The sequence below is a fragment of the Streptomyces ipomoeae 91-03 genome, assembly GCF_000317595.1.
GTDB lineage: Bacteria > Actinomycetota > Actinomycetes > Streptomycetales > Streptomycetaceae > Streptomyces > Streptomyces ipomoeae.
This window is the reverse complement of the sequence record NZ_AEJC01000002.1, coordinates 1-12,316: the sequence shown is the minus strand read 5'-3', so window position 1 is coordinate 12,316 and position 12,316 is coordinate 1. Positions and strand designations below refer to the sequence as shown.

The following is a 12,316-nucleotide window of genomic DNA, read 5'->3' as shown; positions in this document are numbered from 1 at the left end:
CCGCCCCCACCCGTCGCGTCAGCTCAGTGAGAGCCAGAAGGAGCTGAGGCCGTCGTTCGGCACCGTGACCGTCCGGGTGCCGCCGACGGCGGCGGCCGTGCAGTCCCAGCTCCTCAGGGGCAGCACCCGCAACTGCGTGCCGTCCGCCCACCGGGGGTTCGACCGCTGTACACCCTGTCGTCCCGGGGCCTGGTTGGTGTGGGCTCGGAGGCCGCTGCCCACCTGCTTCCAGCCGCCGTCGTTGGTGGCGGTGTAGGAATAACAGACGTCCAGATTGACGGGGGCATGAGGCTCGCCGAGCTTGCCCGAGGCCCCGCCGTCGGTCCAGTTCGTCCAGCCACGGCCGCTGACGTAGACCGACTGGATATCCGAGGCCGCCGGGGCCCGCAGAGCGAGGAAGTGCTGGCCCCCGTCGGCGGAAGCGGTGCCGGTGGCGGTCACCAACAGGGCCGCGGTCGCTAACGCGGTGGTCGTGATCTTGCTGATGGGGCGTTGCATGATGAGGTCGAACTCCTTTGTGTTTCCAAAGAGTTGACCATGATCATGCCGGAATCCCTGGTTCCGCTGCAATGTGAACTCAAGCAAACCGACCTCCGGTGGCACCGCCCCGGCCTTTGGGGCGCGGGGCCGCATCGATGTGCGGCTCCGCCGCGACGGGGGAGGGACGGGTAGGGGCGGCGGGGGCGAAAACCCCCTCGGCGAGCCCCACTTATCAGGTTGCTGTCAGTCCATCCCCCCACCCCCGCATACCGCGACCGCTGTATGCAGAAATCCCCCCGTACGACCGTGGGATGGCACACACCTCCCCCCGAAGATGGCCGCTGGGCCTCAGCGGTTCCCCGTACCGTTGACGCATGGATCTTCGACTGTCCGGCCTCCGGCGGACCCTGGCACGGAGCCCGCGACGGACCATCGCCGCCGCGGCCACCGTCGCGCTGCTCGCGGGGGCCGGCGCGTGGACGGCCACCGCCTCCGACGAGGCCGTGCCGGTCAAGCGCACGGACCAGGTCATGGACATGGGCGAGGGCGTCCGCATAGACACCTCGTACTTCACGCCGGACGAGGACGGCCGCCACCCGGCCGTCCTGCTGGGCCACGGCTTCGGCGGCAGCAAGGACGACGTACGGAACCAGGCCGAGGACCTGGCCCGCGACGGCTACGCGGTGCTGACCTGGTCGGCCCGCGGCTTCGGCGAGTCGACCGGCAGGATCGGGCTGAACGACCCGAAGGCCGAGCTCGCCGACGTCTCCCGGCTGATCGACTGGCTCGCGAAGCGCCCCGAGGTCGAGCTCGACAAGACCGGCGACCCGCGCGTGGGCGCCGCCGGCGCCTCGTACGGCGGAGCGATCTCGCTGCTGGCCGCCGGCTACGACGACCGCGTCGACGCCATCGCGCCCGCGATCACGTACTGGAACCTGGCGGACGCCCTGTTCCCCAACGGCGTGTACAAGAAGCTGTGGGCCGGCATCTTCTTCAACACGGGCGGCGGCTGCGAGAAGTTCGAGCCCGCGCTCTGCGAGATGTACGAGCGGGTCGCCGAGTCCGGGACGCCCGACGCGGAGGCGGTGAAGCTCCTTGAGGAGCGCAGCCCCGAAGCCGTCGGCGACCGCATCAAGGTGCCCACCCTGCTGCTCCAGGGCCAGACCGACTCCCTCTTCCCGCTCGCCCAGGCCGACGCGGCAGCCAAGGCGATCAAGGCCAACGGCGCACCGGTGGATGTCGACTGGATCTCCGGCGGCCACGACGGCGGCGACATGGAGACGGACCGCGTCCAGTCCCGTGTCACCGCCTGGTTCGACCGCTATCTGAAGGACGACAAGGGCACGGACACCGGCTCGGCGTTCCGCGTCACCCGCACCCTCGGCACCGGCTCCGGCGACGGCGAGACCCGTTTGAGCGGCACGACCGACGACGAGTACCCGGGCCTGGAGAGCGACCGGCGGTCGATCGCCCTCGCCGGGCGCGAGCAGAGCTTCACCAACCCGGCCGGCGCCAGCCCGCCCGCCGTGTCGGCCCTGCCCGGCCTCGGCGCCGCGGCCGGCGGTCTCGCCCAGCTGTCCTCGCTCGGCGTCAGCATCTCCCTCGACTTCCCCGGCCAGTTCGCCGCGTTCCAGTCGAAGCCCGTCACGGACGACCTCCAGATCACCGGCTCCCCCACGGCGACCGTCCACGTCAAGTCGACCAGCGAGGACGCCGTCCTCTTCGCCAAGGTGTACGACGTCGGCCCGGACGGCCGCTCCCAGGTGCTGCCCTCGCAGCTCGTCGAACCCGTCCGGGTGGAGGGCGCCAGGTCCGGCAAGGACGTGCGGCTCACCCTCCCGGCCATCGACCACGAGCTGGACGACGGCCACAGCCTCCGCCTGGTCCTCGCCTCCACCGACCTCGGCTACGCCTCCCCGGCCGCCCCGGCGACGTACACCGTCTCCCTGAAGGGCGACCTGGAGGTGCCCACGCCGCTCGCCGCGGCCGACCGGACGAGCGTGCTGCCCGCCTGGGTCTGGTACCTGCCGATCGGCGGCGCGGTGATCGCCGCGGCGCTGCTGGTGACGGGACGGCGCCGTATCGCGACCCCCGCCCCCGACCCCGCGCTGGCCGACGTACCGCTGCAGATCACGGACCTGAGCAAGAAGTACAAGAACGGCGACCGCTACAGCGTCCGCGACCTCTCCTTCCGTGTCGAGAAGGGCCAGGTCCTGGGCCTCCTCGGGCCGAACGGCGCGGGCAAGACGACCACCCTGCGCATGCTGATGGGCCTGATCCAGCCGGACGGCGGCGAGATCCGTGTCTTCGGGCACGCGATCGTGCCGGGCGCGCCCGTGCTGTCCCGGGTCGGCTCCTTCGTCGAGGGCGCGGGCTTCCTCCCGCATCTGTCCGGCCGCGAGAACCTGGAGCTGTACTGGCGGGCCACCGGCCGCCCGCCGGAGGACGCGCACCTGGACGAGGCCCTGGAGATCGCCGGCCTCGGCGACGCCCTGGCCCGCGCGGTCCGCACCTACTCCCAGGGCATGCGCCAGCGCCTCGCCATCGCCCAGGCCATGCTCGGCCTGCCCGATCTGCTCATCCTCGACGAGCCGACGAACGGACTCGACCCGCCACAGATCCGCGAGATGCGCGAGGTCATGATCCGGTACGCGGCGGCCGGCCGCACGGTCATCGTCTCCAGCCACATGCTGGCGGAGGTCGAGCAGACCTGCACCCACCTCGTCGTCATGGACCACGGGCAGCTCGTCCAGGCGGGCCCGGCCGGCGAGATCATCGGCTCCGGCGACACCCTGCTGGTCGGCACCTCCGCACCCGTGGAGGACCCCGTCGTCGAGAAGGTCGCCGCCCTGCCGGGCGTCGAGTCGGCCGTACGCACCGACGACGGTCTGGTCGTCCGTCTCGACGTCACCGGCAGCGCCCGCCGTCTGGTCGCCGAACTGGTACGGCTGGAGGTCCCCGTGGAGTCGGTGGGCCCCCACCGCCGCCTCGAAGACGCCTTCCTCACCCTGATCGGAGAGTCCGCATGAGCACGCTGACCGAGCGCGCCGAACGCGGCGACAGCACCGAAGACGGCCGGCACGGCGGGAAGGGCGCACCCGGCGGCCCCCAGGAGCCGCCCGTCGAGGTCGCCGACGGCTACCGCGCGGGCCGCACCCTGCCGCTGAGGGTCGAGCTGGTCCGGCAGCTGAAGCGCCGGCGCACGATGGTCATGGGCGGCGTGCTGTTCGCCCTGCCGATCATCCTGCTGATCGCCTTCCAGATCGGCGGCACCCCGGGCGAGGGCAACGACCGGGTCAACCTGATGGACACGGCGACGGCGTCCGGCACGAACTTCGCCGCGGTGAACCTCTTCGCCGCCGCGGGCTTCCTGCTGGTCATCCCCGTCGCCCTGTTCTGCGGCGACACGGTGGCCTCGGAGGCCAGCTGGTCCTCCCTGCGCTACCTCCTCGCCGCTCCCGTGCCCCGCGCCCGGCTGCTGTGGTCCAAGCTCGTCGTCGGCCTCACCCTCAGCCTCGCGGCGATCGTGATGCTCCCGGTGATCGCGCTCGCCATCGGCACGGTCGCCTACGGCTGGGGCCCGTTGGAGCTGCCCACCGGCGGCGAACTGGCGCCCGGCACCGCCGCCCGGGCGCTGCTGATCACCGTGGCGTACATCTTCGTGTCCCAACTGGTCACGGCCGCCATGGCGTTCTGGCTCTCCACCCGCACCGACGCCCCGCTCGGCGCGGTCGGCGGCGCCGTGTTCATCACCATCATCGGCAGCGTCCTCGACGAGGTGACCGCTCTCGGCGACTGGCGCGACTTCCTTCCCGCGCACTGGCAGTACGCCTGGCTCGACGTCGTCCGCCCCCAGCCCGAGTACACCGACATGATCCAGGGCACGTCCCTCTCCATAACGTACGCACTCGTCCTGTTCGCCCTGGCCTTCCGCGGTTTCGGCCGCAAGGACGTGGTCTCGTAGGTCAACGGAGGATCACCCACCGGTCTCGACGGACCCCCGCCGTGGCCGCTTCGAGACGCATCCGCAACTCCCCGTAGCGCACATCCGGGCCCCCTCCGCCGTCACAGTCACAACAGTCGCCCACAGAAAGGCGACAGCTGACTTGTCGAGGGGGCCCGGATGCGTACGTATCTCAGGACAGGACCGACACGACGGCGGCCGATCACCGCGCTCCTCGCCCTGGGCACGGCCGGCGCCCTGCTCCTCACCGGCTGCGGCCAGAGCGCCGACGGCGATCGCGGCGACTCGAAGGCGTACGACCGGGAACAGGGCGGCGGCACCACAGGAGGCTTCCCGGCCCCCGAGGGCAGCTTCGCCCCCGACGAGCGGAGCGGCGAGCAACCGGACGACGAGTCCCGGGACATCGCCCCGTCCCCCGACCACCTCTCCACCTTCGCCCTCGACGTCGACACCGCCTCCTACGGCTACGCCCGCCGCACCCTTCAGGACGGCTACCTGCCCGACCCGGCGACGGTCCGCCCGGAGGAGTTCGTCAACAGCTTCCGCCAGGACTACGAGCGCCCCGACGGCGACGGCTTCTCGGTCACCGTCGACGGCGCCCGCACCAGCGACGAGAACTGGTCCCTGGTCCGCGTCGGCCTCGCCACCCGCCCCCACTCTCGGCTTCGCTCGAGCGGGGGGACCCCCATCGCCGGCGACGACAGTGAACGCCCGCCCGCCGCCCTCACCTTCGTCATCGACGTCAGCGGCTCCATGTCCGAGCCCGGCCGGCTCGACCTCGCCCAGGACGCCCTCGGCACGATGACGGACCGGCTCAGCGACGACGACTCGGTCGCGATCGTCACCTTCAGCGACGAGGCCGAGACCGTCCTGCCGATGACCCGTCTCGACGGCGACCGGGGCGAGATCCACGACGCCATCGACAGTCTGGAACCCACCGACTCCACCAACCTCGGCGCGGGCGTCGAGACCGGCTACGAGACCGCCGTCGAGGGACTGCGCAAGGGCGCGACCAACCGCGTCGTCCTCCTCTCCGACGCCCTCGCCAACACCGGCGACACCGACGCCGACTCCATCCTCGAACGCATCGGCACCGAGCGCCGCGAGCACGGCATCACCCTCTTCGGCGTCGGCGTCGGCAGCGACTACGGCGACGCCCTCATGGAACGTCTCGCCGACAAGGGCGACGGCCACACCACGTACGTCTCCTCCGAGAAGGAGGCCGAGAAGGTCTTCTGCGAGGAACTCCCGCGCAACATCGACCTCACCGCCCGCGACGCCAAGGCCCAGGTCGCCTTCGACCCGGAGACGGTCGAGGAGTTCCGGCTGATCGGCTACGACAACCGGCAGGTCGCCGACGAGGACTTCCGCGACGACCGCGTCGACGGCGGCGAGGTCGGCCCCGGCCACACCGTGACCGCGCTCTACGTGGTCCGCACCAAGGAGGGCGCCGACGGCCACCTCGCCACGGCCACGGTCCGCTGGCTCGACCCCGACACCCGCACCCCGCACGAGGAGTCCGCCGGCGTGGAGGCCTCCGCCCTCCACGACGACCTCTGGGCCACCTCCCCGCGCGGCCTCCAGGTGGCCGCCGTCGCCGCCTACTTCGCCGACGCACTCCGCCGGGGCGACTCCCGCTGGTCCGACCTCCCGGGCCGTCCGCCGCTGAGTCGGCTCTCCTACCGCGCCGACGAGTTGGCCAGGGACCGCGAGGACAAGGACCTGTACGACCTGGCCGACGCCATCGACACGGCGGACGAGCTACTGGGCTAGCCCCTGCCGCCGCCGGCGAGACACACCGAAGGCAACGCCCGCGCCAACCCCTCCCGGTGCAGCCCGTCCAGCCGGTGACCGTACGCCGACCGCACTGCCGCCACCCGCAGCCGGGGCCCGCAGGACACGCCGGCCCGCACCTGCTCCGTCTGTTGCAGCGCCGTCAGCAACTCGGTGGTGATCCGGTCCAGTACGGGCCGTACCTCCTTCACGAGGTCGGGCCGCTCGGTGGGCCGCTCCTCGGGGTGCGCGTCCCAGCGGGCGTAAAGGCCGCGCTGTACGAGCTTGTTGGCCTCGATCTGGTCCCGGAACACGGCGGTCACGGCCTCCGGGTCCAGTCCGAGCCCGGCCGCCCGCGCGGCCACGTCGTCCAGGATCTGCTTCTCCCGCACGGGATCGTCGATCGGCGTGGTCGTCCCGTACTTGGCCGCCGCGACCTTGTCGGCGACGAGCAGCCGCTCGGCGAAGAGATCGGTCAGCACGGTGAGCGAGCGGGCACCGGAGCCCGTACCAGGGGAAGCGTCCGCGACAACGGCGGGCGACTGGGCGACGGCCGGTACGGCACCGGACAGACCCACGGCGACCGAGACACAGACGGAGATCAGGACGGATGCGAACTTCGAGCGGTGGGGGCGCATGATCCACCCCTATCACACGACTCACACCCGTATCCGGAATGGGCCGAACCCATTGAAAAATCCTTACGCCTCGGTAAGTTGACTCACCAGTAATGAACAGCAGTCGTCGGGCCGGGGAGTCGCGATGGGTGTACGCAAGGACTTGAACCAGGCCAAACAGCGCACCGACCTGGCCGACAGGGTCAAGGTCGAGGTCCTCAGGGACGCCCACGGTGTCGTCCGCGAGGCACGCACGCCCGCGCTCGCCCCGCGTATGACGAGCGGCAGCATCGCCGACATCCCCTTCGTCAACGCCACCGAGGCCCCCGACGCCGCCGTCCTGCGCCGCGACGACCACGGCACCTGGCGTTCGGTGACCGCCACCGCCTTCGCCCGCGAAGTCACCGCCACCGCCAAGGGGCTGATCGCCGCCGGTCTCGAACCGGGCGGCCGGGTCGCGGTGATGTCCCGCACGCGCTACGAGTGGACCGTCCTCGACTTCGCCGTCTGGGCGGCCGGCGGCCAGTCCGTCCCCATCTACGCCACCTCCTCGCCGGAGCAGATCGAGTGGATCGTCCGCGACTCCGGCTCCCGCTTCATGATCGTGGAGACCCCCGAGAACGCCGCCGCCGTGGCCGCCGCCACCGCCCGCCACTCCCAGCCCCCGCACGTCTGGCAGCTCGACGAAGGGGCCCTGGCCCAACTCGCCGACCTGGGCCGGAGCATCCCCGAGGAGGAGGTCACCAAGCGCCGCGCCGCCCTCACCCCCGACACGGCCGCGACCATCTGCTACACCTCCGGCACCACCGGCCGTCCCAAGGGCTGCGTCCTCACCCACGCCAACCTGCACGCGGAGGCCGCCAACCTGGTCGCGCTGCTCCACCCCGTCTTCGAGGCGGTCACCGGCCAGATCGCCTCCACCCTTCTGTTCCTGCCGCTCGCCCACGTCCTCGGCCGTACGATCCAGGTGGCCTGTCTGCTGGCCCGCATCGAACTGGGCCACTGCCCGAGCGTCAAGCCCGACGAACTGCGGCCCGCGCTCAAGTCGTTCCGGCCCACGTTCCTCATCGGCGTCCCGTACTTCTTCGAGCGGATCCACGCCACCGGCCGCGCCACCGCCGAACGCATCGGCCGCGGCGCCTCCTTCGACCGCGCCCACCGCATCGGCGTCCGCTTCGCCCAGGCCTACCTGGACAAGTTCCTGGACCGGGGCCCCGGCCCGACCCCGGGCCTGTACGCCGCCTGGGCCCTGTACGACCTGCTGGTCTACCGCCGTATCCGCAGGGAACTCGGCGGCCGGATGCGCTACGCCATCAGCGGCGGCTCCCCCCTCGACCGCGACCTCAACCTCTTCTTCTACGCCGCCGGCATCATCGTCTACGAGGGCTACGGCCTCACCGAGACGACCGCCGCCGCCACCATCATGCCGCCCCTCAAACCCCGGCCCGGCACGGTCGGTCAGCCCGTCCCCGGCACCGCGATCCGTATCGCCGACGACGGCGAGGTCCTCATCAAGGGCTCCATCGTCTTCGGTACCTACTGGAACAACCCGGTCGCCACCGACGCCGTCCTCACCGACGACTGGTTCGCCACCGGCGACCTGGGCGCCCTCGACGAGGACGGCTACCTCACCATCACCGGCCGCAAGAAGGACATCCTCGTCACCTCCGGCGGCAAGAACGTTTCCCCTGCCGTCCTGGAGGACCGGCTCCGCAGCCGTCCCCCGGTCGGCCAGTGCATCGTCGTCGGCGACAACCGCCCCTATGTCGCCGCCCTCATCACCCTCGACCCCGAGGACGTCACCCACTGGCTCCATGTACGCGGCATGTCCCCGGACACCCCGCTCTCCGAGATCGTCGCCGACCCCCGGATGCGCGCCGACGTCCAGAAGGCCGTCGACTACGCCAACCAGGCGGTCTCCCGTGCCGAGTCGATCCGTGAGTTCAGGCTGGTGGACGGCGAGTTCAACGAGGACAACGGTCTGCTCACCCCGTCCCTGAAGATCAAGCGCCACGCGGTGATGGCGGCGTACGCGGACGACATCGAGGCGCTGTACCGGGGCTGACGCCCTTTCATCCCGCGCTACACCGTGCTCGGGCCGCGGTTCCCGGCGCCGGGCGGTTCTCGGACGCACCGTGTGGCGGGCCGAGTACCTCACGGGGCATGTCCCCCAAAAGGCGCTGAGGGATTTTCAGGTGTCGCACTTGAGGGCCATCGCCGCGGCGTCCAGGGGTCCGGCGACTCCGTGACCGGCAGAGCCGCCGTCACTCCCTGACGGCACACCTCGCCCGTGTCGCCCATAACAGCCTTAAAGCTCTCGGAAGCCAGCTAATATCACCCAGTCGGACGTGTCCGGAATGAGGTGGAAAGTGAGGTGTATGTTATCGTCAGTGATCAGTTGGACACGATCCGTAAGGAGGGTCGTGTGCGTGAGAAAAACGGAGACAGCATGCGCAAGCTGAAGAGGGCTGCGGCCGTGGTCGCCATGGTCGGCGGCATCGGCCTTGCCGGCGGTGGGGTTGCCAGCGCCGATGGTTATGACGGCCCGTACCCGTACGACGTGAAGATCGAGAACCTGCAGGTCGTGGACTGCGACCAGTCGGTCGACGTCGGCGATGACGTCACGCCCGACGTTGTGACCAATAGCGGTGACGCTGTGACGAACAACGGCAACATCTGCACGGTGATTGGCAGTGTCGAGGGCTGATCGCAGGACGCTGTGAAGAGTTGGGTCCCGTGCCATTGGCGCGGGGCCCGCTTCTTTATGTGCGCGGAAAATGCCTCCGTCGGTGCCGGGTTCATTCCGGTCTGTGGCGCAACAAGATGCGGAAATGGGTCAATGTCGTCTGATCGGTCGTGTCGGGAATGAAGGGATAAGGGAGGGGCGTGTATCTTCTGTAATGAGTCGGACACGGCCCGTAAGGATGGTCGTGTGCGTGAGGAAAGACGGAGATGCAATGCACAAGCTGAAGAAGGCTGCGGCCGTGGCGGTCATGGTCGGCGGCATCGGCCTGGCCGGTGGTGGAGTCGCCGGCGCCGACGGCTACGACGACCCGTACCCGCACCACGTGAAGATCGAGAACCTGCAGCTCGTGGAGTGCGAGCAGTCGGTCGAGGTCGGCGATGACATCACGCCCGACGCTGAGACCAACAGCGGTGAAGCTGTGACGAACGACGGCAACATCTGCACGGTGATTGGTCGTGTCAAGGACTGATCGCAGGACGCTGTGAAGAGCCGGGTCTCGCACCTCCATATATGTGAGACCCGCTCCTCAGTCCGATAGCTCGCGCGAGAGGGGAAGTCGAGGCAGAAGAGCCCGGCCTCCCCTTTCTGTGTATTTGAGGCCACGGCGCTTCGTAGTGGCCGTGATTCCATACCTGGAGACGTTTATGCGCAGGTTCAAGAAGGCCATGCTGGTCACCGCCGTCGTCGGCGGCATCGGCGTGACGGGCGCCGGGACCGCACAGGCCGGCGATTCTGACGGCCAGCCCGACGTCACCGTGCAGAATGCGCAAATTGTGGAATGTGAGCAGCAATTCAGCTCCTCCCTGATCACGATCGCCCCGTCGGTCAGTCTTTTCGGAGACAGCATTACGAACATCGGCAACTTCTGCACGGTGACCGCCCAGCGCGGCTGATTGAGGCGATCCCGTACCGGGTCCACCTTCCGTGTGTGCACGGGTCAACCCCCATAGAGTCAGCGGCCATCTCTCCAGATGGCCGCTGACTCTTTTCTGTGGTCCGTGGCTCGATGAGCCACTGTTCGACCTGGCCGACGGGCTGCGCGGATCATGCGTTCGACCCGAATATCTTCCGATCGACGCAATTCATATCAGTCGCCACGCGGAGCCGTTCGGATGAAAATCGATGAATGCTCGTCCGAAAGGATGTCACCTGCTTGGCGGATGTTTTCCTCCGATGCAGTATCGATTCCATCATTCTCTGCATGCGAACGCGAGTCGGATCCGATTTCGGAGAGAATATGAGTGATACGATCATCTTGCCGCGTTGCCCGGAGAGCGGTAAAGCGTCGTTCCGCACTGAATCCGAGGCGAGGCTCTGGCTGGTCAAGCAGCCATTGCTGGAGAAAATCCCCGACCGTATCTACCGATGCTCCGACTGTCGGTACTGGCACTTCACCGGGTCCCATCACTGGACCAGCCAGACGATCAAGCGGAGGCGGAATTACGGGAGGCGGGAAGCCGTCTCCGGGCACAGCCGCAAGAAGAGGAGGAAGCGCTGACGCGGGAGATCCACCCCTCTCGCCACCCCGCAGGACACGGAGACATCCTGCAGGGCTCGTACTGACTGGCTTCGATGCCGCGTTGCGACTTGTCGCGCGCGCTCCCAACTCGATTCCGGCCTGTGGCACGGGTCGGCCTGAGGGCTGCTTCCTTGGGTCCAGGACCGGATTTTCCCCATTTCTTCGAAGAGGAAGACGACGAGATTGCGAAAGAAGCTGAGCAGGGGAATGGCCGTGGCTGCAGCCGCGACAACTATCCTGCCCTTGTACGGCATCACGGCATTCGCGGATCCGCAAGCCGAGGTGTCCGCCGGCGCCCGCGTCAGCGGCCAGAACGTGGGCGGATCGTCCGGCGCCCCCCAGGTTTCCGAGCCCGACGCCCACGAGGAGGCCGGCGGCCACGGCGGCGGTTACGGCACTGGCGACGGTTACGGCGGTTATGGCGAGGGGGACGGCGCCGAGGGGGACGGCGGTTACGGGGAGGGTCCCGCTGCCGAGGGGTACGGCGGTTATGGGGAAGGTGCCGCTGCTGAGGAGGGCGGCGGTTATGGGGAAGGTGCCGCTGCCGAGGAGGGCGGCGGTTACGGCGACGACGCCGCTGCCGAGGAGGACAGCGGTTACGGCGAGGGTGCCGCTGCTGAGGAGGGCGGCGGTTACGGGGAAGGTGCCGCTGCCGAGGAGGACAGCGGTTACGGGGAGGGTGGTGACGGTCCCGGGGATGGTCACGGCCATGAGGGTGGTGACGGCCCTGGGGATGGTCACGGCCATGAGGGTGGTGACGGCCCTGGGGATGGCTACGGCCATGAGGGTGGTGACGGCCCTGGGGATGGCTACGGCCATGAGGGTGGTGACGGCCCTGGGGATGGTCACGGCCATGAGGGTGGTGACGGCCCTGGGGATGGTCACGGCCATGAGGGTGGTGACGGTCCCGGGGATGGCTACGGCCATGAGGGTGGTGACGGCCCTGGGGATGGCTACGGCCATGAGGGTGGTGACGGCCCTGGGGATGGCTACGGCCATGAGGGCGGTGACGATCCCGGAGATGGCTACGGCCACGACTCGGACACGCCACCGGTGAAGCCGCCGACGCACGAGCGGCCACCGGTGAAGCCACCCACGCACGAGCGGCCGTCAGCGAAGCCACCCACGCACGAGCGGCCGTCGGTGAAGCCGCCCGCCTCGCCGCCATCGACGCGGCCCTCCCTCGCTGACACGGGCGTCGGCAAGGAGGCGATCGC

At 69.6% G+C, this 12,316-nt stretch carries 11 protein-coding genes; 8 read left to right on the top strand and 3 right to left on the bottom strand.

Annotated elements, in window-relative coordinates; genetic code table 11:
• Positions 1-18: 18 nt before the first annotated feature.
• Entirely contained in the window at positions 19-498 is a 480-nt protein-coding gene (locus STRIP9103_RS00090; protein ID WP_009292967.1) for a hypothetical protein, read from the bottom strand.
• Positions 499-854: 356 nt separating this feature from the next.
• On the opposite strand from STRIP9103_RS00090, the gene STRIP9103_RS00085 reads away from it, so the two are divergent.
• From STRIP9103_RS00085 to STRIP9103_RS00075, 3 genes are all read left to right on the top strand, one after another.
• Positions 855-3,509, top strand: coding sequence for an alpha/beta fold hydrolase (locus STRIP9103_RS00085; protein WP_009292973.1), 2,655 nt, complete (start codon positions 855-857; stop codon positions 3,507-3,509).
• Positions 3,506-4,444, top strand: coding sequence for an ABC transporter permease (locus STRIP9103_RS00080; RefSeq protein ID WP_009292961.1), 939 nt, complete (start codon positions 3,506-3,508; stop codon positions 4,442-4,444). Before STRIP9103_RS00085 ends, STRIP9103_RS00080 begins: the two co-directional genes overlap by 4 nt.
• Positions 4,445-4,603: 159 nt before the next feature.
• Complete coding sequence (locus STRIP9103_RS00075) at positions 4,604-6,217, top strand: vWA domain-containing protein (protein ID WP_009292981.1); 1,614 nt, start codon at positions 4,604-4,606, stop codon at positions 6,215-6,217.
• Here the strand turns inward: STRIP9103_RS00075 and STRIP9103_RS00070 are convergent.
• Complete coding sequence (locus STRIP9103_RS00070; RefSeq protein WP_009292977.1) at positions 6,214-6,855, bottom strand: chorismate mutase; 642 nt, start codon at positions 6,853-6,855, stop codon at positions 6,214-6,216. The genes STRIP9103_RS00075 and STRIP9103_RS00070 overlap by 4 nt on opposite strands.
• A gap of 124 nt (positions 6,856-6,979) precedes the next feature.
• Between STRIP9103_RS00070 and STRIP9103_RS00065 the strand changes: the two genes are divergently transcribed.
• The 5 genes from STRIP9103_RS00065 to STRIP9103_RS00040 all read left to right on the top strand — a co-directional run bounded on the left by STRIP9103_RS00065 (position 6,980) and on the right by STRIP9103_RS00040 (position 12,156).
• Positions 6,980-8,899 carry an AMP-dependent synthetase/ligase gene (locus tag STRIP9103_RS00065; RefSeq protein WP_009292963.1) on the top strand — a complete coding sequence of 640 codons (1,920 nt, stop codon included), beginning with the start codon at positions 6,980-6,982 and terminating at the stop codon, positions 8,897-8,899.
• Positions 8,900-9,283: 384 nt separating this feature from the next.
• Complete coding sequence (locus tag STRIP9103_RS00060) at positions 9,284-9,541, top strand: hypothetical protein (protein ID WP_009292969.1); 258 nt, start codon at positions 9,284-9,286, stop codon at positions 9,539-9,541.
• Positions 9,542-9,791: 250 nt separating this feature from the next.
• On the top strand, positions 9,792-10,049 hold the full coding sequence (locus STRIP9103_RS00055) for a hypothetical protein (protein WP_009292979.1): 258 nt from the start codon (positions 9,792-9,794) through the stop codon (positions 10,047-10,049).
• A 175-nt stretch (positions 10,050-10,224) separates the two neighbouring features.
• Positions 10,225-10,473 carry a hypothetical protein gene (locus STRIP9103_RS00050; RefSeq protein WP_009292965.1) on the top strand — a complete coding sequence of 83 codons (249 nt, stop codon included), beginning with the start codon at positions 10,225-10,227 and terminating at the stop codon, positions 10,471-10,473.
• A gap of 1,116 nt (positions 10,474-11,589) precedes the next feature.
• Entirely contained in the window at positions 11,590-12,156 is a 567-nt protein-coding gene (locus STRIP9103_RS00040) for a hypothetical protein (RefSeq protein WP_048819426.1), read from the top strand.
• Here the strand turns inward: STRIP9103_RS00040 and STRIP9103_RS51055 are convergent.
• Positions 12,125-12,316, bottom strand: a 192-nt coding sequence (locus tag STRIP9103_RS51055) for a hypothetical protein (RefSeq protein WP_411572363.1), incomplete at its 5' end; no start/stop codon positions are given. The two genes, STRIP9103_RS00040 and STRIP9103_RS51055, sit on opposite strands and share 32 nt — an antisense overlap.